Origin of the sequence: Neorhizobium sp. T6_25, assembly GCF_002968555.1 — a bacterium.
Lineage (GTDB): Bacteria > Pseudomonadota > Alphaproteobacteria > Rhizobiales > Rhizobiaceae > Neorhizobium.
Window position 1 is genome coordinate 1 of sequence record NZ_PVBL01000012.1, and the last position, 23,835, is coordinate 23,835.

The window sequence follows — 23,835 nt, forward strand, 5'->3', positions numbered from 1 at the left end:
GTTCTGGGCGGAGCGTTTCACCCGGAACGGTACCCCCCTCTGTCCTGCCGGACATCTCCCCCTCAAGGGGGGAGATCGACTCTTGGGGGACTTTCCGCTCCAAAGTGAATCCGGAACCCGTGGCGGCCGGACCAGAGTCCATATCGCCGATATCGGATGCCTGAGCCGACGGCTCATCCGTAATCTCCCCCCTTGAGGGGGAGATATCCGGCAGGACAGAGGGGGGCGCTTCCGCGGCTGCAACGCCCTCTTCTTCTGCTTCTGCTTCCGCCTGCAATAGCGACAACGGCACCATCCCGATCTCGGATGCGGCTTCGACACCCGAAAGCAGCGCCGGCTCATCCTCTTCGGCAGCCTCCGGCTCGGCCAGCTCGACATTCTCCGCCGCCACATCCGCGACAGGCCCGCCGGCCGTCTCGATCTCCGCCGGTGCGACCGGATCGACGGGCGAGACCGGCAGGTCTTCGTCGCGCGACTTCGGCTCCAGTTCCGCCTGGATGGCGGCGACGTCCTCCGGCCTTACGGCATCGGGTGCCGGTTCCTCGGCGGGCTTGCCGAAGGTGAAGACGCGTTTGATGAAGCTCAATGCCATGAGAACCTGTTCCGGTTACGCCGCCCGAGACGGGACAAGGGCGGACGCGACCTGCATTTCCAGATGTTTGCCGTTATGGCCGGTAATCATAACGCGCTTGAGTTCGCGGGGAACAAGGCGAGGCACGGCCACCAGCGAAAAGTTTTCCGTATGCGCCATGCCGTTGTTCTCGACGATGATCGCCTGCTCGGTGCCGACCATGCGATCGAGATGGGCACGATGCAGCACGTCGCCCCGCGCCCGCAGCCGTGCCGCCCGGTCCTTGACGACCGCCCGGTCCACCTGCGGCATCCGCGCAGCCGGCGTGCCCGGACGCGGGCTGTAGGGAAAGACGTGCAGGAACGAGATGTCGGCCTCCTCCGCCAGCGTCGCGGCGTTCTCGAACATGTCTTCCGTCTCGGTCGGGAAACCGGCGATCATATCCGCCCCGAAGGCGATCTCCGGGCGCAGGCGCCGGGCCTGCTCAGTGAAGGCGAGCGCCTCGGCGCGCGAGTGGCGGCGCTTCATCCGCTTCAGGATCATGTCGTCGCCATGCTGCAGCGACAGGTGCAGATGCGGCATGAAACGCGGCTCGTCGGCGATCAGGTCCCAGAGATGCTTGTCCGCCTCGATGCTGTCGATCGAGGACAGGCGCAGGCGCAGGATTTCCGGCACCTGGCGAAGCAGCGTCTTGGCCAGATATCCGAGCGACGGCTGGCCGGGGAGATCGGCGCCATAGCTGGTAGCATCGACGCCGGTCAGCACGATCTCGCGATAACCGCTTTCCGTCAGCCGCCGGGCCTGGTCGACCACGGCGCCCATCGGCACCGAGCGGGAATTGCCGCGGCCATAGGGAATGATGCAGAAGGTGCAGCGATGGTCGCAGCCGTTCTGCACCTGGATGAAGGCGCGCACGTGGCCGTCGATATGCCGGACCATCTGCGGCGCGGTGGCGCGCACGCTCATGATGTCATTGACGCGGAGTTTCTCTTCCGCCGAAACGCCGAAATCCGGCAGCGCCCGATAAGAGGCGCTTGTCAGCTTCTCCTCGTTGCCGAGCACGGCATCGACTTCCGCCATGCCGGCAAAGGTCTCTTTTTCGGTCTGGGCGGCGCAGCCGGTGACGATGATGCGTGCATGCGGATTTTCCCGCCTGGCCCGGCGGATCGCCTGGCGGGCCTGGCGCACGGCCTCGCCGGTCACGGCGCAGGTATTGACGAGGATCGCGTTGTTGAGCCCGGCCTTTTCGGCCTCCGCCCGCATCACTTCCGATTCATAGGTATTGAGCCGACAGCCGAAGGTGATGACCTCGACCCCGCTCAATTGACCCGAGCCTCCGGGCCTTCTGCGTCCTGCACTGTGTCACGGGTAAAGGTTCCGATCGTCGGATCGACCCTGCCGGACCATTCCCATTCGGCGGGCCCGGTCATGACGACATGGTCGTCCCCGCGCCATTCGATGGTAAGCGGCTGGCGGATCGGGCTGGAGGCGACGTCGATCGTCACCGTGCGCCCGGTGCGCCCGGTGCGGGCGGCGGAAACGGCGGCAGCGCAGGCGGCCGAACCGCAGGCGAGCGTCAGGCCGGCGCCACGTTCCCAGGTGCGGGTGCGCAGCGACGACTTGGAGGTGACCTGCGCCAGCGTGATATTGGCCTTTTCCGGAAACATCGGATGGTTTTCGAGCAGCGGCCCGAACCGTTCGAGGTCAAAACTCATCGGATCGCGGTCGACCCAGAAGATCGCATGCGGATTGCCCATCGACATGGCAGACGGCGAATGCAGAATCGGCGCGTCGATCGGGCCGATCTGCAGTTCGATGCGGCTCGTATCGAAAAACTCCTCGGCAAGCGGTATGCGGTCCCACTCGAAGACCGGCTTGCCCATGTCGACCGAAATCGTGCCGTCCTCATGCTCGACGGCATTGAGGATGCCGGCGACGGTCTGGAAGGTAAAGGTCTTGCGGCCTGTCTCGGCGCTCAGCGCCTGCACCACGCAACGCGTGCCGTTGCCGCAGGCCTGCGCCATCGTGCCGTCGGAATTGAGGATGTCGATCCAGGCATCGGTGCCTTCAGCCTTCGGATCGTGGATGGCCATGATCTGGTCGAACTGGGTGGCCGCATCGGCATTGAGCGCGATAGCAGCCTGCGGCGTCACCTTGTCGGTGCGTCCGCGCATGTCGACGACCAGGATCTTGTTGCCAAGCCCGTTCATCCGCGCGAATTCCACCAGTTCCGTCATGACGCCCAATCCATTCCGGGCCGAATGCCCGCCTATTGGGCTGTATATGGCGGAAAAGGCAGGGAATTACCAGTGGGTGGTATGCCTCTGTGCCGCGGTGGTCGGCAGGCAGGGAGAGGGAACCGGCCATGCGCGCCGGAACACGCCGCCCCTGGATCCTCGGGTCAAGCCCGAGGATGACGACGGAGAGGACGAAGGGTGCCCAAAAACAATCGTCGGCGCGGACAGACGTTCGTCGTTGAGTGAGGGATATGCCCTAAATTGAACTGACCCCAGACCTTACCCCGAGTTTACCACCCCCTTGAAAACGCCCAACGCCGTCATCCTCGGGCTTGACCCGAGGATCCACGCATCCCCCATCAGACGAAAAATTCATCCACCAGCGCATGCACCCGCCGAAATGCCGACTTGGCGCCTTCGGCCATGTCCGTTTCCTCCGCCTCGGACATCTCGAACCCGTTGAAAGCAGCAACGAAAGTGCGCCAGTGCAGGCCGCGGCCGGCGGGGTGGCCGGCGAGGTGGCGGGCGCCGAATTCTTCCGACAGGCCGAGCCTTGCCGCCTGCTTCAGGAGGAAGGCGGCGCCGAGGTTCGAGCCTTCGGCGACGTACAGCCATCCGAGTGCGGCCGGGATGCCGAGCCCGCCCGTGCCGGCGGTGAGGACGGCCGGCGCATTTCCGGTCACGTCGGCGATATCCTGGCGCAGCGCTTCGAGCCGGACCCGGCTCGGAAGATCGGGGACGATGCGGTTGAGCCGCGGATCGAGATAGAGCGGATCGACATCCGCATGGAAATGATGCTGCACGGCGAGGAACAGCGCGTAACGCTCGCGGTTGGCGAAGGGATCGGCCGCCATGATGCGCGTGTCGAGGCGCTCATGGGTGGCATCGGTGAGAGCCTTCAGACGCTGGATCCGGGTCGGTGCGGCGGGTGTTTCGAGTTCGATCTGCATTATGTTTTCCGTTTCGAATATTTTAGAATTTAGCGGACAGCGTTGCCCGGATCGTCCGTCCCGGCGCAGGGTTCCAGCCATCCAGGGCATCAATGTAGAAACGATCGGTCAAGTTTTCGGCCTGGAGGTCGAATGTCAAGTTTTCCGTGATCTTGTAGGTCGCGAAGGCGTCGACGGTCGTATAGGGGACCCACATGCCGGTGTACATGCGCGCACCCTGGGTGACCGGCGACATACGAGGCCCGGCTTGGGTGATGCGGATGCCGGCGGTCAGCTTGTCCTCGAAGAGCCGCGTGCCTACGGTTAGCCGCTTCATGATCTCAGGCGGCATGTGGTTGGCGGCGTAGTCGTTTTCTTCCGTCGTGTTGGAGCATGTCGAAAGGGTGCGGCAGAACATGTAATCGGTATAGTAAGTGAGCGACCCCTCCGCATAGAGAAAGCCCAGGTCGTAGGAGGCGGTGACTTCGATGCCGGAAAACTTCGCCTTTCTCAGATTGTCGAAGGTGAAGACATAATTCGGCATGCCCGGAGGAGCGGGAGGCATTCCCGCAGTAGGAACGCGGGAGATGTAGTCCGTATAATTGTTGTTGAAATAGGAGAGCTTCAACCTAGCGGAATCGCTCTCGGTGACCAGCCCGTCTTTACTTAGGTTGACACCGATTTCCCAGTTCTTGGCGGCTTCAGGTTTGAGGTAGGGGTTGGGCCTGGCGTTGCCGTCGCTGCCCATAGTTTCTCGCATGGTTGGCGGTCGAACGCCTTCCGCATAGAGCGCATAGAACTGAAGCCCGTCGATGGGCTCGATCGTGACGCTGATCGAGGGATTGAGGCGGCCGCCGTCGCGGTTGCGAACGGTGGTGTCGGGGGTTACGCCGTCGTCCCTCAGCCAATAATGGTCGTAGCGCAGGCCGGCGTTGAGCTTAAGCCAATCGGTCGCCTCCCATTCGCCTGAGGTGAAGGCGCTGGCGATCGAGCGGCTGCCGATGCTCGGGTTCATCGGCACGCCGCGCAAATCGGCGTAGGTGCGACTTTCGTAGCGCCGGGCGTCGATGTCTTCCAAAAGGTAGGAAATGCCGTAGTTAACGACGACCTTGCCGTAGTCCGTCTCGAACTTGCTGGTATTCGAGATGTCGCCGCCATAGGTATGGGTCATAGCATAGCGCGGATCGTCGCCGGGCGGTCTGGTGGCCGGCGTGAGATTGTACTGCGGCAGGTAAAAGGCAAGGCCGGTCGACATGTCCATCTGGTCGACGATGCTCATCCAGGCATTGACTTTGAGGTCGATCCTATCGTCTGGATTGTAACGGTAGCGGCTCGTGAACGTGTCCGTGGTCACGTTCGAGAGCGGCGCCTGGCGGAATGTCTCGGGCTGGCTGAAGAGCAGCGACGGCAGCGCCTCGCCGTATTCGGCCTCGAAATGGACATAGCCGAGTTCGAGGCTCTGGTCGTCGTCGATATGGATCGTCCCCTTGGCGAGGAAGGAGCTTGATTCACTCGACGTGTTCCACACCTCCTCGCCGGGCTTGGTGAGGGAAAGCCTGAGGTCACTATTGTTAAAGCGGTAGGTCGTCGGGCCTTTCGTGCCAGCGAAGTAGTTGCCGCGATAACGGCGCGCTGCGGCGATCACCAGATCGAAATCGTCTTGCACCGTGCCGAACGCGACCGAACCGTTGCCGTTCGTAAAGTCAAAGAACTCGGCCTGGTCGGTCTGCTCAACAATCGCATTGATGGTGAAATCGGACGTCGTATTGTCCTGCGCGCCGATCTTGATCCGCCCGCCATATTCCTTGCCGTCCTCGACGACATCCTTCGCGTTGAGCGTACGGATGCCGACGACGCCGCCGTTGACGCCGGCGCCTGCGGCACCTCCGGACGGGCCCTTCGAGATGCTGACGCCGCCGATCAGGTCCGGGTCAATATAGGTGCGGTCGTCGACGCCGGCATAACCGCGCCATGTCGTGGTCGTCTGCTGGGTTCCGTCGATGGCGACGCGCACGCGGTTCTGCCCCTGCAGGCCGCGGATATTGACGTTGACGGCGCCGCCGTTGTGGTTGTTGGCGGAGATGACGCCGGGGGTGTTCTTGAAGATGTCGCCGGCCGTCGAGCCGCGAAACCGCTCGATCTGCTCGGCGGTGATGTAGCTGGTGGAGCCCGCCGTCTCGTAAGGCGTATCCACGCCCTCGCTATTACCGTCGCGCAGAACAATTGGCTTGAGCGTCGTATCCGGGTCGCCGCCGGTCGCTGCGACCGAAGACGTACCGGCCTCCAGCGTCACCGTATTGCCGCCGCTTGACCGGAAGGAAACGCCGGTGCCGGAGAGCAGCCGCGACAGGGCGGCAGACGGCGTCAGCGAACCGGTGACGCCGCCCGTGGTCTTTCCGGCGGTGATTTCGCTGCGATAGACGAGACGCAGGTCGGTCTGGCGGCCAAGTGCTAGAAGTGCGCTTTCAAGCGGCCCGGCGGGAATGGAAATAGCGACCTGCTGCGACTGGACACCTTGCGTCGGCTGCTGTGCGACGGCCGGAGCCATGCCGCCCAGCCAGGATGCGCAGCCAAGCGCGATCCGGACATGCCGCGAAAAAAGCGGTCCCCTCAAACTCATTTCAACCCCCTGCACTCGAACTTCGGGGCCGCTCTGATCGCGGCCCTGATGGTTATGAGTGAAAGGGGGCTCCAACTCCTGACGTCGGTTTTCGAAAAAAGATGAATTAATTCTCAATTTTTCCCGATGAGCATGTCTTCAGCGCGAACGGACCAGCGTCACCCAGTCGGAAACCCGGATGATGCGGATCGGCAGGCTCTCCTGCAGAGCCGCGAAAGCCTGGTCGAGATCGGTGGCGGCGAACACGCCGCTGACCCGCAGCTGCGAGGCCTGGTCGTCGAGCACCATGATGCGGCCCCGCTGGTAACGGCCGATCTGGCCGAGCACCTCGCCGAGTGGCCGGCCGGAGAAGACCAGCTTGCCGCTGCGCCAGCTCGTCAGATCGGCGACATCGCCGGAGCCGGTTGTCAGGCGGCCATCGGCGCCGAGATGCGCGGTGCCGCCGGTTTCGAGCACCGCGCGCTGGGAACCGGTGGTCACTGCCACATGTCCCTCCTCGACCATCACCTCGTCGCGCTCGCCGACCCGCACCGCATAATGGGTTCCGAGCGCGATCGCCTGGGTTTCGTCGCCGCTGACGACGAAAGGCCGTGCCGGGTTCGGGATGACATCGAAAAAGGCTTCGCCGCGCAGGACCACGATCCGGCGCTCGGTCTGGCCGTATCGCACCTTGATCGCGCTATCGGTGTTGAGCGTCACCACCGACCCGTCGTCGAGGTCGATGCGCTGGATGACGCCGACCGGCGTGTAGAAATCCGAACGATACCGGGCGATGAGGCCGGTTTCGTTGGCGATGATGCCAAGACAGCCCATCAGAAGCAGGGCGGCAATACCGCCCCCGACCATCCGGCGTCGGCGTGGCACGACCGTTTTCGGCACCGCCGCAAGATCGCCCCAGAGAGCGCTCATCTCTTCAAAGGCCGCCGCGTGAGCCGGGTCCTGCATTTTCCAGAATTCGAAGCGGCGGCGATCGGCATCGGTCGCGTCGCGGGAGCCGAGCCGCGCGACCCAGCCTGCCGCCTCCTCCGCAATGGCGTCCTCACGCGCCTTGTCTGAAACATTAGTCATGCGCAATCCCCCCGGCGGGAGGCAATGCCGCAAGGCGGGCCTGGCGGCAAGCCATGAGTGCACGGATGATGTGTTTTTCAACCATGTTTCGGGAGATCCCGAGCTTGGTCGCGATCTCTCCGTTGGAAAGCCCTTCGAGCCGGCTGAGCACGAACACCACCCGGCATTTCGGCGGCAGGGAGGAAATCGTCTCTATCAGAAGCCCGAGCTGCTGGCGGGCGGCGACCACGCGCTCCGGGCTTGGCGCTTCGTCAGCCACCTGCGTCTGGTCCAACTCATCGTCGAAAAGCGCGCTGTCGCGCATCAGCCGGGCGGTGATGCCATGGGCGACGGACCGGGCGACCTGGAAAAGGTAGGCATGCGGATTGCGCAGATCCTCCTTCGGCGATGCCGTCAGCAGCCGCAGAAAGGTCTCCTGTGTCGCGTCCGCCGCATCCTCCCTGTTGCGCAGGCGCCGAAGAAAGAACCGCCGCAGCTTCCCCTCCTCGGTCTGCTGCAACTGCTCGATAAGGCTGATGTCCAAGTCCGTAACCCCAAGGCCGAACCTGCCCGACCAACGGCTCCGCGTTTAGCGCCGCCTAAAAAGGGGCGCAACATCAATGATTTGGAATAGATCCAAAGAACATCCTATAAGATGATAAGCACACTCATGTTTTAATGTGAAATCAGCATGTTGGGCAGCCGGGCATTGGCAGCGGCAGAGACTGGAATTTTTGCCGCTTCCGGCCATCTGTCGCGTTTTCGCAACAGTTCCGGCGTGCTCATACGGAAATTGTCGGCACTTCGAAGACTTCGCCGGGGCGCATGGGTCGAAAACGGTCCCGGGAAACGCGGCGTGCATCGAGAGCGGCATGAAGCGCCGCCAGCGGCTGTTCGATCCCTTCATCGGTCAGCTTGAACGTGCCCCAATGATGGCCCGCCACGAAAGCCGCATCGCAAAGAAGCATGCCCTCCACCGCCTCGTCCGGGTTCTGGTGCTGCGCCTGCATGAACCAGCGCGGCTCGTAGGCGCCGAACGGCAGATTGGCGAGCCGGAAAGCCCCGTGCTTTTCCCGCGCGGCGCGGTAGTTGATGCCCTGGTGGAAGCCCGTATCGCCGATATGGTAGATCTTGCCCGCTGGGGTTTCGAAAACGAAGGCGGCCCAGAGCGCCATGCGCCGGTCGCCTACGCCGCGCGCCGACCAGTGATGGCAGGGTTCGCAATGCAGGACGATGCCAGGACCGATATCTGCGGCGATCTCCTCGCGACCGCCCCAATCCATCACCGTGATCTTCGCATCCGCGACACGTGAGCGGATGAGCGCGTCATTGCCGAGCGGCGTGACGAAATGCGGCTTGTCGCGGCTCTGCAGCACCCAGAGGGTCTCAAGGTCCATATGGTCGTAGTGGTTATGGGTGACGAGCACGATATCGATCGGCGGCAGATCGCCGATGCGGATGCCGGGCGGATTGACCCGTTTCGGGCCGGCGAAACGCACTGGGCTGGCGCGATCGTCCCAGACCGGGTCGGTCAGGATGTTCAGGCCGGCCACCTGGATCAGCATCGCCGCATGCCCGACCATGGTGACGGTCAACCGGTCGCCGGACACCCGCGTTTCCGGAACGGCCTGAGCAAACGGGCTCGGAAAACTGTCCGGCCAGGCGATGTTGTTGCCCCCGAGCTTCCAGCGCAGCAGGTCGAGCCCGCCGCGCGGCTGCTCGCCACCCGGATTGAAGAAATACGTTCCGTCGAAATGATCGGAGGCCGGACCGGAGTAGTACTTGTTGGCAGCCATGGCTCCCCTTGCCGCGAACCCGCCCACGAGGGCGGTGATCGCACCGATGCCGGACCATTTCAGGAATTTTCGTCGGTTCATGGGAGATGTCTATCAGCGTGCTCTTACACCTGGGAAGAGACGTTGCGTGTGCGAAGAACACATTTACGCGACTTCGATATCCGTTTTGGAGAAATCGTCGCCAACGAAGAGTAGTGGAGACTTGAGCGTCTTTGCAGCGGCATAAGCGAAGCAATCGCCGAAGTTCAATTTTGCGGGATGGCCGACGAAACGGCCATAGATCTTTGCAGCGGCCAGTGCCGAGTCATGAAGACCAGATGGAAGAGCGACTTCGACAGCACCGATCTGTCCGAAGAAATCAGCGACAACCGCCTGCACCTCTTCGATCAGATATTTCGGCGTCGGTGCATGCTCGCCATATACAGCGATCTTTCTCTGACGGGCCAAAGCGATGACTGCCTCAAACACAACCATCGAGGAATAATAAACAGGGGCCTCAGCAGCTCTGATTTTGCCGAGCAAGGACGCCCCTACCTGTTCCCGACCCAAAATTGCGACGATTGCGGACGCATCGAGAAACATCAGATTTCCCACATCTCGTCCATGAAGGCCTTTTCATCGAAGTTCGGATCTTTTGGTCCGAGCGCCGCAATACGATCCTGCAAAGGTCGGATACGCTCCTCCAGCGACAGCTTCTCCCCAGCCCGCTTCAGCTCGTTCTCCAGTGCCACCCGCACAGCTTCCGTCTTGGTCTTCGTGCCAAGACGCCGCATGACTTCATCAGCGAGCTCATTCACTTTGGCGTCGCGTATATAGAGGGACATGGCTACCATCCACAGGTTTGAATATTCAATATAGAGCAATTGAATATTCCCGCAAGGCGAGGCACCGACCGCCCACCGGCCGGCAGACTTGACTTTCCCGCCCGCTTGCTGTTTAAGCCCGCCCATCTGCTGACAAGTTACGACTTGGAGCCGCCGACCGGGGCCGATAGACTGAGCCCGGAGGTCAACACCCGACAGCGCGTTGCGCCCTCGGGTGCTTTTTGGCTTTGTCTCTTGTTTTTGGCGGATGAGAACCCGACGTTTCGGTCATCCGAAACGCGAGAAGGAAGAAACGATGTTCGAAAGCCTCCAGGACCGTCTTGGCTCCATCTTGAGTGGACTGACCGGCCGTGGCGCATTGAGCGAAGCGGATGTGTCCGCCGCTCTGCGCGAGGTTCGCCGTGCGCTGCTCGAAGCGGACGTGGCGCTGGAAGTCGTGCGCTCCTTTACCGACAAGGTGCGCGAAAAGGCCGTCGGCGCCGAAGTCCTGAAGTCGATCAAGCCGGGCCAGATGGTCGTCAAGATCGTCCATGACGAGCTGATCGAGATGCTCGGCTCCGAAGGGGTGGGCATCGACCTGCATGCGGTCGCCCCGGTGGTGATCATGATGGTCGGCCTGCAGGGCTCCGGCAAGACGACGACGACCGGCAAGATCGCCAAGCGCCTGACCGATCGCGAGCGCAAGAAGGTGCTGATGGCATCGCTCGACACGCGTCGCCCGGCCGCCCAGGAACAGCTCCGCCAGCTGGGCGTCCAGACCGGCGTCGATACGCTGCCGATCATCGCCGGCCAGTCGCCGACCGAGATCGCCGCCCGCGCCGTGCAGGCCGCCAAGCTCGGCGGCCATGACGTGGTCATCCTCGACACTGCGGGCCGCACCCATATCGACGAGCCGCTGATGGCGGAGATGGCCGAGATTAAGCGGCGCTCCAACCCGCATGAAATCCTGCTGGTCGCCGATAGCCTCACCGGCCAGGACGCCGTCAACCTCGCCCGCAATTTCGACGAGCGCGTCGGCATTACCGGCCTCGTGCTGACCCGCATGGACGGCGACGGCCGCGGCGGTGCGGCCCTCTCCATGCGTGCCGTCACCGGCAAGCCGATCAAGCTGATCGGTACCGGTGAAAAGATGACGGAGATGGAAGAATTCCATCCCCGCCGCATCGCCGACCGCATTCTCGGCATGGGCGACATCGTTTCGCTGGTCGAGAAGGCCGCGGAGAATATCGACGCCGACAAGGCGCGCGCCATGGCCGAAAAGATGGCCAAGGGCAAGTTCGACCTCAACGATCTGGCCGAACAGCTGAAGCAGATGCAGTCGCTCGGCGGCATGGGCGGCATCATGGGACTGATGCCCGGCATGAGCGGCATGAAGGACAAGCTTTCGGCCGCCGGCATGAGCGACAAGACGTTCGCCCGCCATATCGCCATCATCCAGTCGATGACCAGGGCCGAGCGCGCCAATCCCGACATGCTGAAGCACAGCCGCAAGAAGCGCATCGCCGCCGGCTCCGGCACGGATGCGGCCGAAATCAACAAGCTTCTGAAAATGCACCGCCAGATGGCCGACATGATGAAAATGATGGGCGGCAAGGGCAAGGGCGGCATGATGAAGCAGATGATGGGCGGCCTTGCCTCGAAGATGGGCCTTGGTGGCATGGGCGGCGGAATGGGTGGAATGGGCGGCATGCCCGATCTTTCCAAGCTCGATCCGAAACAGCTCGAAGCGCTGCAGAAGCAGGCAGAGGCCGCAGGCTTCAAGCCAGGCTCGATGCCGGGCATGCCGGGCGGTGGCATGCCGGGACTTGGCGCGCCCAAGCTGCCCGGCCTCGGCGGCGGTTTCCCGGGTCTTCCGGGCCTGCCGAAGAAGAAGTGAGGGAGGACACGCCGATGATTGACCCTGAGGTCAAGGCCAAGCTTTCAAGCTACCGCCAGTCGATCGACAACATCGACGCGGCGCTCGTGCACATGCTGGCGGAGCGTTTCCGCTGCACTAAGGAAGTGGGCGTCCTCAAAGCCCAGTACGATTTGCCGCCGGCCGACCCGGCGCGCGAAGAATTCCAGATCGAGCGACTTCGCCGCCTGGCGAAGGAAGCGCATCTGGACCCGGATTTCGCCGAGAAGTTCCTGAACTTCGTCATCAAGGAAGTCATCCGGCACCATGAAGCCATTGCCGCCGAACACGTCGGCACGAAGACAGCATGAATCAGCCCGCCTGACGGCGGGTACAACAAGAACCCCGGCCCGCCGACGGCGGCCCAGAAAAACCTAGGAGTAATTGCAATGTCCCTGAAAATTCGTCTTGCCCGCGGCGGCTCCAAGAAGCGTCCGTACTACACCGTCGTCGTTGCCGACGCCCGTTCGCCGCGCGATGGCCGCTTCCTCGAAAAGCTCGGTTCCTGGAACCCGATGCTCGCCAAGGACGATGCCAAGCGCGTCGAACTGAATGCCGAGCGCATCCAGCATTGGATCGACAACGGCGCCCAGCCGACCGACCGCGTTCTGCGCTTCCTCGCAGAAGCCGGCCTTGCCCAGCGCGCTGCCAAGAACAACCCGGAAAAGGCACTGCCGGGCAAGAAGGCCCAGGAACGCGTCAAGGAACGCGCCCAGAAGGCCGAAGACGCAGCAGCCGCTGCCGCCGAAGCGTAAGCTTCGCGAAAATTCTTTCGCAATCGACGGGTGGCGCGGCAACGCGCTGCCCGTTTTGCTGTTTGCTTTTGATCGCGCAAAGCTTAAATGAGCGCACGGCAACCGAGATCACGACCCGCATGACCAAGCTCGAAAACCCCGTTCTGATGGCGACCATCGGCGCCGCCCAAGGCTTGAGAGGCGAGGTGCGGGTGCGCACGTATACGGCCGATCCGACGGCGCTCGGCGAATACGGCAACCTCCACAGCGAGGATGGCCGGATCTTCGAGATCCTCGAAATCCGCGAAGCCAAGAACATAGCAATCGTCCGTTTCCGCGGCATAAACGACCGCAACGCGGCCGAGGCGCTGGCCGGCCTCGAACTTTTCATCGAGCGCGACAACCTGCCTGACGACGAACTCGAGGAAGACGAGTTCTATTATGCCGACCTTGAGGGCCTCGAAGCAGTCGACGAGGAAGGCAAGAGTTACGGCACGGTGAGCGCCGTCTATGATTTCGGCGCCGGCGATCTCCTGGAGCTGAAAGGCCCCGGCCGCCGCCCTGCCCTCATCCCCTTCTCCGAGGCGGCAGTGCTGGAGATCGACCTCGAAGGCGGCAAGATCGTCATCGATCCGCAGGCCGCCGGCCTTGCCGAAAATCCGGAAGACGACGGTCCGGCACCGGGCCTGCCCAAAAAGGGCAAATAGCAACGATGACCTTCCGCGCTACCATCCTGACGCTCTACCCGGAAATGTTTCCGGGACATCTGGCCTTGTCCCTGGCCGGCAAGGCGCTGGAGCGCGGACAATGGACGCTCGATACGGTACAGATCCGCGATTTTGCGCAGGACAGGCACCGCACCGTCGACGACACGCCGGCCGGCGGCGGCGCCGGAATGGTGCTGAAGCCGGATATCCTGGCCAAGGCGATCGACAACCTCTCCGAAGGTGACAGCCGTCCGCGCCTGCTGATGAGCCCGCGCGGAAAACCGCTGACCCAGGAAAAGGTCCGCGAGCTGGCGGCCGGCAGCGGCGTGGTGATCGTCTGCGGCCGGTTCGAAGGCGTCGACCAGCGGGTGATCGATGGTCGAAATCTCGAGGAAGTATCGATCGGCGACTACGTCCTGTCCGGCGGCGAGCCCGCGGCGCTGACGCTGCTCGACGCGGTCGTGCGCATCCTGCCGGGCGTCATGGGCAATGCGCTGTCCGGCACCCATGAAAGCTTCGAGAACGGGCTGCTCGAACATCCGCAATATACGAGGCCGCAGGTGTTCGAAGGCCGCGAGATCCCGGCCGTGCTGACCTCCGGCAATCATGCCGCGATCGAGAAATGGCGGCTGGAAGAAGCAAAGAAGCTGACGGCGGAGCGGCGCCCGGATTTATTTCCGGGTAGGGCACAGTAACCCCCTCTCATCCCGTCACGAAATAATAGATCGTCAACCCGACGCCGACGGCCACCACGCACCAGCGCAACACGGCCTGCGGCACCCGCCGCGCCATCCACACGCCGGCATAACCGCCAAGCGCGCCGGCCGGGATCATCACCAGCGCCTCCGGCCAGGCAATGACGCCACCGCCGACGAAGACGACGATGGCGACGGCCGCGATCAGGATCGCCAGCATGTTTTTCAACGCATTGAGGTGATGATAACTGCCGCCGGTGGTGACGCCGAGCACGGCGAGCATCATGATGCCCATGCCGGCGCCGAAGAACCCGCCATAGATCGCCGTCAGGAACTGCCCGATGACGGAACCGGGAGAATTGGCCGGGCGCTCCGCCGATGCCTTGGGTTTCAGCCAGGGACCTGCGGCAAACACCGCCGTCGCGGCCGCCAGCAGCCAGGGCACGAGTGCGCGAAAGGACGGATTGTCGAGCGACAGCAGCAGGAAAGCGCCGGCGAAGGCACCGACGACCGAAACGAGCGCCAATACAAGCGCGCTGCGCCAGCGGCTGGAAATCTCGTCCCAATAGGCGATCGTCGACGTGACGTAGCCCGGAAACTGTACGATCGAGGACGTCGCATTGGCCAGGATCGGCGGAACGCCGGCAAGCGTCATCGCCCCGAAGGTCAGAAAAGTCCCGCCGCCGGCGATCGCGTTGACCGCGCCGGACAGGAAGCCCGCCGCGGCGAGCAGGGCTATCATTGTAATTGTCATTGATGTTTCCTCATCCCTGGCCACCAGATAGCGGCTTCGGCGAAACGCGGCAATAGCGGGCTTTTTCGTCACAAAATCGCAATCAACGGGATGACAAACCCATGTCTTTCGTGTATTGGCCCAGCCGGAAATGGGAAACATCCCGTCGACCAGCAACAAAGAATGGTGAATTCGCTCTGCCGAAAAGGCAAATCCTCGAGGCTTTGACCAAAGGGACATATCCGAGCGCTCTGGCTGTTTCAGAAGAACCAAAGGTTTGAGACGATGAATATCATCCAGGAATTGGAAGCCGAACAGGCCGCCAAGATTGCAGCCAAGCGCACGCTTCCGGAATTTTCCGCTGGCGACACCGTCCGCGTCAACGTGAAGGTCACGGAAGGTACCCGTACCCGCGTACAGGCTTATGAAGGCGTCTGCATCGCCCGTTCCGGCGGCGGCATCAACGAAAGCTTCACCGTTCGCAAGATCTCCTACGGCGAAGGCGTCGAGCGCGTATTCCCGGTCTACTCGCCGATGGTCGAGAGCGTCGAAATCGTTCGCCGCGGTAAGGTCCGTCGCGCCAAGCTCTATTACCTGCGCGATCGTCGCGGCAAGTCGGCCCGTATCGTTGAAGACACCGGCGTTCGCGCCCGCAAGCTGAACGACGCCGAGCGCCAGGCCGTTGCCGAAGAGAAGGCACGTATCGAGGCCGAGAAGGTTGCAGCAGCCCAGGCTCTCGCCGCCGAAAAGGCAGCAGCGGAAGCCGCTGAAGCAAAGGCCGCAGCGGAAGCTGCTGAAGCAGCCGAAGCCGCCAAGGCCGCTGAAGCTTCTGCCGAATAAGCTTTTCATATCGAATACGGAAAAGGCGGCCTTCGAGCCGCCTTTTTTCGTTGCGCGATACAGGTTTAATTCCTGACGGCCGAATCCCAGTGTTCGTCCGCCTTGCCATTGACGATACGCCATGTGTCGTACCAGGTGCTGGTATAGCTCTTCGAAGGATCGAGAGGATCTTTCATTTCGCGCACCGTCCCCACGGTCACCAGATCGCCCTCCGCTGTGACAAAGACGACCGGCGTTTTTATCTTGGTCGGAGTGGGGCTCGGCTTCCGCTTCAGGACGTCGATGAAATAGCGCACCACGCCCTCGCGTCCTGACGCGGCATTCGGGTTGTGCTGGATGTAACGTTCAGTGAGATACTGGTCGGCCTTGTCCCACTGATTGGCTTCCAGCAGGTCGCGGACGATACCGTAGGCAACCTGCTTGTTTGCATGCAGCTTGGGGTCCGTGCTGGTGAAAAGCGCGTCTTTGTCCGCGGCGGCCAACACCGGCTCCTGTGCCAGCGACGGCGTGGCAAGCGTGCCCATCGCGGCCCCGAACAGGACCAAACCCAGAGCGGCAGGTTTCAAGACTCGTATCATCGACGTTCTCCCAAGCGTTTTGATCTGGCTTGCCCAAAGACATAGGAGAAACGCCGATGACGCGGAAGCAGGCAGTTTTGCCGCCATTGGTTCCGCAGAGGGAACCAATGGCGGCAACGTCCGGTCAGACGGAGATCGCCTGTCTCGCCGCCAACATTCGGCCGACGATGATGACGAGCACACCGGCGACGGCAAGGCAGACGGCCAGGAAGACCATCGGCAGGATATCGTTGCCGGTCGAATCCCGGATCCAGGGGACGACGTTCTGTGCGACGAAGCCGCCGAGATTGCCGACCGAATTGATCGCCGCGATGCCGGCCGCTGCGCCCGCCCCCCTGAGGAAGCGTGAGGGAAGGCTCCAGAAGACCGGCTGGCCAGCGAAAATGCCGGCCGCGGCGACGCAAAGGAAAGTGAATTGCAAGGTCGGCGAGGTGACGAGCGCCGAAAGCGCCAGGCATATCGCGCCGACGAAGGCGGGACCGACAATATAGGGAGTTTTGCTCTCGGCCCGGTCTGCGGCGGCCGGCACCACCCATAGCGCGAGCGCGACGATTACCCACGGAATGATGTTGATGAAGCCGTTCGTCGTGTTCGAGACGCCGAACCCCCTGACGATGGTCGGCAGCCAGTAGCTGAGGCCGTAGGCAGCGAGCGGAAAGCCGATATAGCAGAGCGCCATCAGAAGCACTCGCGGATTGACGAGCGCCTTGAATCCGTTGTCTGCATGCTCCTCCATTCCGGAATTCTCACGCGCCAGCCGATCGTGCAGCCAGCGCTTTTCATCCTCCGTCAGGAATTTCGCCTTTTCCGGCGTGTCGTCGAGATAAAAGAAAGTGACGATCCCGGCGAGCACCGCCGGAATGCCGGTCGCCAGGAAGACCCATTGCCATCCCGCATGGCCAAGCAGCCCGTTGAGATCGAGCAGCATGCCGCCAATCGGGGCGCCCACGGCATTGGCCAGCGCGCTGAAGATCATGAACAGGCCGACCATGCGGCCGCGATAATCCTTCGGGAACCAGAGCGTCAGCAGGTACAGGACGCCCGGGAAGAAGCCTGCTTCCGCAACGCCGAGCAGGAAACGGAGGATGTAGAACATCGTCGCGTTCTGCGTGTAGGCGAGCGCCACGGTTACAATGCCCCAGGTGATCATGATGCGGGCGAACCAGCGGCTTGCGCCGAACCGGTTGAGGAAGAGGTTGCTCGGGACCTCGAACAGAAAATAGCCGATGAAAAAAAGCGAGGCGCCGAGACCATAGGCATATTCGCTCATGCCGAGCGCGCCGACCATTTCCAGCTTGGCATAGCTGACGTTCTGACGGTCGATATAGGCAATCAGATAAAGGACGCCGAGGAACGGCATAAGCCGCCAAACGATCTTTGAAATTAGCTCTTTTTCCTGAACCAAATTATTTACTCCAAAGCATTTGCCGCAGAGGAAGCAGCGTATTTCGGTGAAGGGGATGTAGGGGACCCCCTCATGCGCGGCAAGAAAAAGATGCCCGCTGCCGGCCGCTTGCTATCGGCCGGCTTTTCATGAGAGGGATTCGCCAGCCATTTGTCAGGAGTGCCACAATGCTCTCACGCCGTATGCTGATCTCCGGCCTTGCCGCCCTTGCCTTTGCACCCGCCGCCAGCGCCGCCGAACTGCCGGACCTGAAGGGCCGGACGGTTGTCGTGGTCACGGAAAACGCCTATCCGCCGCTGCAATTCGTCGATCCGAAGAGCGGCAAGGCGATTGGCTGGGAATATGATGCGATGAACGAGATCGCCAGGCGGCTGAACTTTAAGCTCGAATACCAGGGCACCAGCTGGGACGCGATGATCCAGGCCGTTTCCGACGGGCAATACGACATCGGCATGACCGGCATCACCATCAAGGACGACCGCAAGGAGAAGGTCGATTTCTCCGATCCTTATATGCGCTCGCAGCAGTTGATGCTGGTGCGCGGCGACGAGAAGCGTTTCACCGACGCCAAGAGTTTTGGCGCCCTAGGGACCGGACTTATCGGCGCACAGCCCGGGACGAGCCCGTTCTACACGGCGGTCTACGAGATCCTCGACGGCAACGAGCAGAACCCGCGGATCAAGCTGTTCGAGACCTTCGGCGCGACAGTGCAGGCGTTGAAGGCGGGAGACGTCGACCTGGTGCTGACGGACAGCACCGCCGGTGACGGGTACGTCAAGGCTTCCGGCGGTTCCTTGAAGCTGATCGGCCAGCCGCTCGGCACCGAGGATTTCGGCTTCATCTTCAAGAAGGGTTCGGATCTCGTTGCGCCGGTCAACGCCGCAATCGCCGCGCTGAAAGCCGACGGCACGCTCGATACGCTGAACAAGAAGTGGTTCCTCGATTACACGATGGGCCAGTAGAGGCATGGCGCCTTTGCGTCGCAGAACGTCCCAGCCGCAGGATTTCCCCTGGTGGCTGGTCGCCTTCGCGATACTTTGCCTCGGCCTGGCGGCGGTCATCGCCCTCAACGACCTCTATTCCCAGGTCTTCAATGTCGTCGCCAAGGGCATCGGCATCACGGTCGGCGTGACGCTCGCCGCCTTTCTCCTGGCGACGCTGCTCGGGCTCGGCATCGCGCTTGCTGGGCTTTCCGGCAATGTCGTGCTGAGGCAGGCGGCGCGATTCTATATCGAGCTCGTCCGCGGCATCCCGATCCTCGTGCTGCTCTTCTACATTGCCTTCGTCGGCGCACCGGCCTTCGTGACGCTCTACAATTGGGCGCTGGCGCCGCTGATCGAGGGCGGCTGGGCCCAGGCGCTTCTGGTGCGCGACGTCTCGCTGCTCTGGCGGGCGATCATCGCACTGACGATCGGTTATGCAGCCTTCATCGCCGAAATCTTTCGTGCCGGGTTCCAGGCCGTCGATATCGGCCAGATCGAGGCGGCAAAGGCGCTGGGCTTGACCCGCTGGCAGCGTTTCCGGCTGATCGTCTTCCCCCAGGCGATGCGGGTGATCCTGCCGCCGCTTTCCAACGACTTCGTCTCGATGGTGAAGGATTCATCGCTCGTCTCGGTCCTCGGCGTCGCCGACATCACCCAGATGGCCAAGGTCTATGCGGCCGGCTCCTTCCGCTTCTTCGAGACCTATTCGATCGTCACCTATATCTACCTGCTGCTGACGATTGGCCTGTCGCTGGCCCTGCGCGGCATCGAAGGACGTTTGCGGAGTAGGACGGAGCGCTAACGCAAAAGGCGGCCCGAAGGCCGCCTCGCCGTTTCAGTCCCTGCCGAGCGCCCCGCAGCGTCAACGACGGCAGAGCGCAGTTTATTCAGTACACTTCCGGAACGTACATGTCCGCCGGCACCGGATGGCGGATGTAGTCGTCGTTCCGGACGCGGCCCGGCAGGTCGATCTGCTCCTTCGGCACGGTCTCGTAAGGCACCTGGGCGAGAAGGTGGGAGATCATGTTGAGCCGCGCCTTCTTCTTGTCGACGGCCTGCACCACCCACCACGGCGCTTCCGGAATGTGGGTGCGCTGGAGCATCTCTTCCTTCGCTTTGGTATATTCTTCCCAGTGGACGCGGCTTTCGAGATCCATCGGCGACAGCTTCCACTGCTTCAGCGGATCGTGGATGCGCATCTTGAAGCGGAATTCCTGCTCCTCGTCGGTAATCGAGAACCAGTATTTGACGAGGATGATGCCCGAGCGGACCAGCATGCGTTCGAATTCCGGCACCGAGCGGAAGAACTCTTCCAGCTCCTCCTTGGTGCAGAAGCCCATCACCCGCTCGACGCCGGCGCGGTTGTACCAGGAGCGGTCGAACATCACCATTTCGCCGGCGGTCGGCAGGTGCGGGACGTAGCGCTGGAAATACCACTGGTTCTGTTCGCGCTCGGTCGGCGCGGGCAGCGCGACGACGCGGGCGACACGCGGGTTGAGGCGCTGGGTGACGCGCTTGATGGCGCCGCCCTTGCCGGCCGAGTCGCGACCTTCGAACAGCACGACCATCTTCAGCTTCTTGTACTGCACCCAGTCCTGCAGGCGGACGAGTTCGTGCTGGAGGCGGAAAAGCTCGCGGAAATAGATTCGGCGGTCGATCGTCGCCTCGGCGGGCTCAGACATGCCCTCGGCGACCAGCTCGTCGAGCCGGTCCTCTTCCATCTGCATTTCGAGCTCTTCATCGAAGCTGTCGGCGATCTCTTCCTTGATGCGGCTGAGCTGGTCTTGCATGGGTTCGGACATGGTGGGCATTCCTCCTTTATGGAAACTCAGATCAACCACGTTTCCGCGAAAGCTTTATGACAGAGATGCGACAGATTTTCTGCGAAGCAATTCGATTGCCGATTTCTTCGGAAACTGCTATTGCAGCGGCCATGGGATCGAAATTCGGATGCCTCGCGAACCATATCGTCGTGCTGCAGGACCACAAACGTCTGCCGGCACGGTTTTTCGCGCGGGTATCCGGGGCGCTTTGCGACCGACTTAGCTGATTGCCTCAGCTTGCGGCAGCCCTAAGCTGCCGGACACCCATTTCCTGTTTCAGTCAGCTTTACGGACAGCAGCCATGAGCGCACCCCGCACCCTTTACGACAAGATCTGGGACGACCACGTCGTTTCCGAGGATGAGAACCACACCTGTCTTCTCTACATCGACCGTCACCTCGTTCACGAGGTGACGTCGCCGCAGGCTTTCGAGGGCCTGCGCATTGCCGGCCGCAAGGTCCGTGCACCGGAAAAGACGCTCGCCGTCGTGGACCATAACGTCCCGACCACGGCCGACCGCCACGAAGGCATCAAGAACGAGGAAAGCCGCATCCAGGTGGAAGCGCTTGCCCAGAACGCCCGCGACTTCGGCGTCGAATATTATTCGGAAAAGGACGTCCGCCAGGGCATCGTCCACATCGTCGGCCCGGAACAGGGCTTTACCCTGCCGGGCATGACCATCGTCTGCGGCGACAGCCACACGTCGACGCACGGCGCCTTCGGCGCGCTGGCGCACGGCATTGGCACGTCTGAAGTCGAGCACGTGCTCGCCACCCAGACGCTGGTGCAGAAGAAGGCGAAGAACATGCTGGTGCGCGTCGACGGCCAACTGCCGCCGGGCGTCACCGCCAAGGACATCATCCTTGCCATCATCGGCGAGATCGGCACCGCCGGCGGCACCGGCCACGTCATCGAGTTCGCCGGTGAGGCGGTCCGCGCGCTCTCCATGGAAGGCCGCATGACGGTCTGCAACATGACGATCGAAGGCGGCGCCCGCGCCGGCCTGATCGCGCCGGACGAAAAGACCTTCGAGTATATCAAGGACAAGCCGCGCGCCCCGAAGGGCAAGGCCTGGGACATGGCGCTCGACTACTGGAAGACCCTGCAGACGGACGAAGGCGCGCATTTCGACAAGGTCGTCGTGCTCGACGCCGCCAACCTGCCGCCGATCGTCTCCTGGGGCTCTTCGCCGGAAGACGTCATCTCGGTCGAGGGTTCCGTTCCGAACCCGGACGATATCCCGGACGAAACCAAGCGCACCTCGAAATGGCGTGCGCTGGATTACATGGGCCTGAAGCCGGGCACCAAGATCACCGATATCGCCATCGACCGCGTCTTCATCGGCTCCTGCACCAACGGCCGCATCGAAGACCTGCGCGCCGCAGCCAAGGTCGTCGAAGGCCGCACCGTCGCCTCGACCGTGTCCGCCATGGTCGTCCCGGGCTCCGGCATCGTCAAGGAACAGGCGGAAGCCGAGGGGCTCGACAAGATCTTCAAGGATGCTGGTTTCGAATGGCGCGAACCGGGCTGCTCGATGTGCCTGGCGATGAACGACGACCGCCTGAAGCCGGGCGAGCGCTGTGCCTCCACCTCGAACCGCAATTTCGAAGGCCGCCAGGGGTACAAGGGCCGCACCCATCTCGTCTCGCCGGCCATGGCCGCCGCAGCCGCGGTCGCCGGTCACTTCGTCGATATCCGCGAGTGGAAGTAGGCTTTTTAAGAATTTGACTTCGAGATGCCCGGCCTCCGCGCCGGGCATTTTCGTTTCGGGCAAACGGTCCCCTCACTTGCGATTTCTAACACTTAGCTGAAGCTAAGATGTTGAAATCGCTTTCTCTCCCGCAAGGGGAGAGATAGAGCAGCCGCGCTGCCGCAGCCTACCTCTCCCCTTGCGGGAGAGGTTACAAAATCAAGATCTTAGCGCAGCTAAGTCTTAGATTTTGTTGGTGAGGGGGCAGGCCGCTATCTTATCCCAGCACCCTCACCACCGTCCCTTTGCGCATGAAGCGGATCAGCCGTTTCATGTCGGGGAGACTGACGGCGATGCAGCCGGCGGTCGGCTGGTAGCCGGGTTTGATCAGGTGGAAGAAGATCGCCGAGCCGCGGTTGCGGGCTCGCGAGGTGACGTTCCAGTCGAGCACGAGGCAGATGTCGTAGAGCCCGTCGGCCCGCATCATCTCCTCATGGCTTGGCCGGAACGGTGCCCTCACCGGGCGATTATACGACGGGTGCTCCGGCTGGTCGCACCACAGCAGGTCTTTACCGATGCGCGTCATCGAAAGCGGCGTCGGGGGCAGCGTCACGCGGTCCCCACGGACATAGCCGTTGAGGAGGCGCATCGGCGCGATCGGCGTTGCGCCGTCCCCTTCCCGCTTGAAGGGAGAGGTGCCGGACCGCCCGAGTGCCGCCGGCACGGTGATGCCGCCGAAGGAGACGATCGCACGGCCCCGGTCACGCGGCGCGGTGCGAACGGTGACGACGGCAGTGTTTTTGTGATTTCCCTCGCGAAAACGCTGCATTTCTCTCACAAGGTTTTGCTTTGAATATGATTTCGTTTGAATTCATAGCACACTAAAGCGCTGCGCATATTGAATCGAAACATCGTACTTTCCGAAAATCGATTCCGATTTTTGGGTCGATGCTGTAGGGATTTAGGTCGAGGAGCCCTAAATGCGCTTCGATTGGCTGCAACAGCAGTCTGGACGCAACGGCGAGACGAAAGGCAAGAACGCATGGCAGCGCGCACGATACTCCTGGTGGACGACGACGACGATCTGCGCGAGACGCTTGTCGAGCAGTTGTCGTTCTATGACGAGTTCGCAATCCTCCAGGAGGCGAATGCGGCCAAGGCGCTGCAGACCGCCAAGAATGCCCAGATCGACCTGCTGATCATGGATGTCGGCCTGCCGGACATGGACGGCCGCGAGGCGGTGAAGCTGCTACGCAAGAACGGCTTCAAGGCGCCGATCATCATGCTGACCGGCCACGACACCGATTCCGACACCATTCTCGGCCTCGAAGCCGGCGCCAACGACTATGTGACGAAACCCTTCCGCTTCGCCGTGCTGCTTGCCCGCATTCGTGCCCAGCTTCGCCAGTACGAGCAGAGCGAGGACGCCACCTTCACGGTCGGCCCCTATCTCTTCAAGCCGAGTCAGAAGCTGCTGACCACCGAGGACGGCAAGAAGATTCGCCTGACCGAAAAGGAAGCGGCGATCATTCGCTACCTCTATCGCGCCGGCCAGAAGGTAGTGACCCGCGATGTCCTCCTGGAGGAAGTCTGGGGCTATAATTCCGGCGTGACTACGCATACGCTGGAAACCCATGTCTACCGTCTTCGCCAGAAGATCGAGCGCGATCCGTCGAGCGCCGAAATCCTGGTCACTGAAAACGGCGGCTACAAGATCGTACCGTAAAGG

The 23,835-nt window shown here is 62.3% G+C and carries 24 protein-coding genes and 1 pseudogene; 10 read left to right on the forward strand and 15 right to left on the reverse strand.

Annotated features, from left to right (window positions below):
- From C5L10_RS34165 to C5L10_RS17230, 10 genes and pseudogenes are all read right to left on the reverse strand, one after another.
- Positions 1 to 592: pseudogene (locus C5L10_RS34165) on the reverse strand (signal recognition particle-docking protein FtsY); the annotation flags it as partial.
- Positions 593 to 607: 15 nt separating this feature from the next.
- Positions 608 to 1,894, reverse strand: a complete 1,287-nt coding sequence (gene mtaB, locus C5L10_RS17190) for a tRNA (N(6)-L-threonylcarbamoyladenosine(37)-C(2))-methylthiotransferase MtaB (RefSeq protein WP_105430676.1) — start codon at positions 1,892 to 1,894, stop codon at positions 608 to 610.
- The gene (gene dapF, locus C5L10_RS17195) at positions 1,891 to 2,808 is read right to left on the reverse strand and encodes a diaminopimelate epimerase (protein ID WP_105430677.1); all 918 of its coding nucleotides are present in this window, start codon (positions 2,806 to 2,808) and stop codon (positions 1,891 to 1,893) included. Before dapF ends, mtaB begins: the two co-directional genes overlap by 4 nt.
- Positions 2,809 to 3,167: 359 nt before the next feature.
- The gene (locus C5L10_RS17200) at positions 3,168 to 3,758 is read right to left on the reverse strand and encodes a biliverdin-producing heme oxygenase (RefSeq protein WP_105430678.1); all 591 of its coding nucleotides are present in this window, start codon (positions 3,756 to 3,758) and stop codon (positions 3,168 to 3,170) included.
- A 22-nt stretch (positions 3,759 to 3,780) separates the two neighbouring features.
- Entirely contained in the window at positions 3,781 to 6,357 is a 2,577-nt protein-coding gene (locus C5L10_RS17205; RefSeq protein WP_105430679.1) for a TonB-dependent receptor, read from the reverse strand.
- Between the two features lie 138 nt (positions 6,358 to 6,495).
- On the reverse strand, positions 6,496 to 7,425 hold the full coding sequence (locus C5L10_RS17210) for a FecR family protein (RefSeq protein ID WP_105430680.1): 930 nt from the start codon (positions 7,423 to 7,425) through the stop codon (positions 6,496 to 6,498).
- Positions 7,418 to 7,948, reverse strand: a complete 531-nt coding sequence (locus C5L10_RS17215; protein ID WP_105430681.1) for an RNA polymerase sigma factor — start codon at positions 7,946 to 7,948, stop codon at positions 7,418 to 7,420. The genes C5L10_RS17210 and C5L10_RS17215 overlap by 8 nt, the downstream gene beginning before the upstream one ends.
- Before the next feature lie 238 nt (positions 7,949 to 8,186).
- The gene (locus C5L10_RS17220; protein ID WP_105430682.1) at positions 8,187 to 9,281 is read right to left on the reverse strand and encodes an MBL fold metallo-hydrolase; all 1,095 of its coding nucleotides are present in this window, start codon (positions 9,279 to 9,281) and stop codon (positions 8,187 to 8,189) included.
- A 63-nt stretch (positions 9,282 to 9,344) separates the two neighbouring features.
- Complete coding sequence (locus tag C5L10_RS17225) at positions 9,345 to 9,782, reverse strand: type II toxin-antitoxin system VapC family toxin (RefSeq protein WP_046637393.1); 438 nt, start codon at positions 9,780 to 9,782, stop codon at positions 9,345 to 9,347.
- Positions 9,782 to 10,063, reverse strand: a complete 282-nt coding sequence (locus tag C5L10_RS17230; protein WP_309493812.1) for a type II toxin-antitoxin system VapB family antitoxin — start codon at positions 10,061 to 10,063, stop codon at positions 9,782 to 9,784. The genes C5L10_RS17225 and C5L10_RS17230 overlap by 1 nt, the downstream gene beginning before the upstream one ends.
- A gap of 256 nt (positions 10,064 to 10,319) precedes the next feature.
- Between C5L10_RS17230 and ffh the strand changes: the two genes are divergently transcribed.
- The 5 genes from ffh to trmD all read left to right on the forward strand — a co-directional run bounded on the left by ffh (position 10,320) and on the right by trmD (position 14,054).
- Positions 10,320 to 11,900 carry a signal recognition particle protein gene (gene ffh, locus C5L10_RS17235; RefSeq protein ID WP_105403861.1) on the forward strand — a complete coding sequence of 527 codons (1,581 nt, stop codon included), beginning with the start codon at positions 10,320 to 10,322 and terminating at the stop codon, positions 11,898 to 11,900.
- 14 nt (positions 11,901 to 11,914) lie between these two features.
- Entirely contained in the window at positions 11,915 to 12,229 is a 315-nt protein-coding gene (locus tag C5L10_RS17240) for a chorismate mutase (RefSeq protein ID WP_046665132.1), read from the forward strand.
- A 78-nt stretch (positions 12,230 to 12,307) separates the two neighbouring features.
- A complete protein-coding gene (gene rpsP / locus C5L10_RS17245) occupies positions 12,308 to 12,673 on the forward strand; it encodes a 30S ribosomal protein S16 (protein ID WP_046665134.1) in 366 nt (121 codons plus the stop codon).
- A 119-nt stretch (positions 12,674 to 12,792) separates the two neighbouring features.
- The gene (gene rimM / locus C5L10_RS17250; protein ID WP_105430683.1) at positions 12,793 to 13,359 is read left to right on the forward strand and encodes a ribosome maturation factor RimM; all 567 of its coding nucleotides are present in this window, start codon (positions 12,793 to 12,795) and stop codon (positions 13,357 to 13,359) included.
- Between the two features lie 5 nt (positions 13,360 to 13,364).
- Positions 13,365 to 14,054 carry a tRNA (guanosine(37)-N1)-methyltransferase TrmD gene (gene trmD, locus C5L10_RS17255; RefSeq protein WP_105430684.1) on the forward strand — a complete coding sequence of 230 codons (690 nt, stop codon included), beginning with the start codon at positions 13,365 to 13,367 and terminating at the stop codon, positions 14,052 to 14,054.
- Positions 14,055 to 14,061: 7 nt separating this feature from the next.
- Here trmD and C5L10_RS17260 read toward each other — a convergent pair whose 3' ends face one another.
- Positions 14,062 to 14,808 carry a sulfite exporter TauE/SafE family protein gene (locus tag C5L10_RS17260; protein WP_046665137.1) on the reverse strand — a complete coding sequence of 249 codons (747 nt, stop codon included), beginning with the start codon at positions 14,806 to 14,808 and terminating at the stop codon, positions 14,062 to 14,064.
- Between the two features lie 264 nt (positions 14,809 to 15,072).
- Between C5L10_RS17260 and rplS the strand changes: the two genes are divergently transcribed.
- Positions 15,073 to 15,627 (forward strand): 50S ribosomal protein L19, encoded by a 555-nt coding sequence (rplS, locus tag C5L10_RS17265; RefSeq protein ID WP_046605196.1) that lies wholly within the window; start codon positions 15,073 to 15,075, stop codon positions 15,625 to 15,627.
- 65 nt (positions 15,628 to 15,692) lie between these two features.
- Here rplS and C5L10_RS17270 read toward each other — a convergent pair whose 3' ends face one another.
- Positions 15,693 to 16,205, reverse strand: coding sequence for a nuclear transport factor 2 family protein (locus C5L10_RS17270; protein WP_205837060.1), 513 nt, complete (start codon positions 16,203 to 16,205; stop codon positions 15,693 to 15,695).
- Positions 16,206 to 16,329: 124 nt separating this feature from the next.
- On the reverse strand, positions 16,330 to 17,610 hold the full coding sequence (locus tag C5L10_RS17275) for an MFS transporter (protein ID WP_105403856.1): 1,281 nt from the start codon (positions 17,608 to 17,610) through the stop codon (positions 16,330 to 16,332).
- A gap of 167 nt (positions 17,611 to 17,777) precedes the next feature.
- On the opposite strand from C5L10_RS17275, the gene C5L10_RS17280 reads away from it, so the two are divergent.
- Together C5L10_RS17280 and C5L10_RS17285 are read left to right on the forward strand one after the other, a co-directional pair.
- A complete protein-coding gene (locus tag C5L10_RS17280; protein ID WP_105430685.1) occupies positions 17,778 to 18,572 on the forward strand; it encodes a transporter substrate-binding domain-containing protein in 795 nt (264 codons plus the stop codon).
- 4 nt (positions 18,573 to 18,576) lie between these two features.
- Positions 18,577 to 19,395, forward strand: a complete 819-nt coding sequence (locus tag C5L10_RS17285; protein WP_105430686.1) for an amino acid ABC transporter permease — start codon at positions 18,577 to 18,579, stop codon at positions 19,393 to 19,395.
- Between the two features lie 85 nt (positions 19,396 to 19,480).
- Here the strand turns inward: C5L10_RS17285 and ppk2 are convergent, their stop codons facing one another.
- Positions 19,481 to 20,395 carry a polyphosphate kinase 2 gene (gene ppk2, locus C5L10_RS17290; RefSeq protein WP_046665142.1) on the reverse strand — a complete coding sequence of 305 codons (915 nt, stop codon included), beginning with the start codon at positions 20,393 to 20,395 and terminating at the stop codon, positions 19,481 to 19,483.
- Positions 20,396 to 20,717: 322 nt separating this feature from the next.
- Here ppk2 and leuC point away from each other — a divergent pair, with 322 nt between their 5' ends.
- Positions 20,718 to 22,127 carry a 3-isopropylmalate dehydratase large subunit gene (gene leuC, locus C5L10_RS17300; RefSeq protein ID WP_105430687.1) on the forward strand — a complete coding sequence of 470 codons (1,410 nt, stop codon included), beginning with the start codon at positions 20,718 to 20,720 and terminating at the stop codon, positions 22,125 to 22,127.
- A 256-nt stretch (positions 22,128 to 22,383) separates the two neighbouring features.
- Here leuC and C5L10_RS17305 read toward each other — a convergent pair whose 3' ends face one another.
- Positions 22,384 to 22,935, reverse strand: a complete 552-nt coding sequence (locus C5L10_RS17305; RefSeq protein WP_105430688.1) for a L,D-transpeptidase — start codon at positions 22,933 to 22,935, stop codon at positions 22,384 to 22,386.
- 213 nt (positions 22,936 to 23,148) lie between these two features.
- Here C5L10_RS17305 and C5L10_RS17310 point away from each other — a divergent pair, with 213 nt between their 5' ends.
- On the forward strand, positions 23,149 to 23,832 hold the full coding sequence (locus C5L10_RS17310) for a response regulator transcription factor (RefSeq protein WP_046637381.1): 684 nt from the start codon (positions 23,149 to 23,151) through the stop codon (positions 23,830 to 23,832).
- The last annotated feature ends 3 nt before the right edge of the window (positions 23,833 to 23,835 follow it).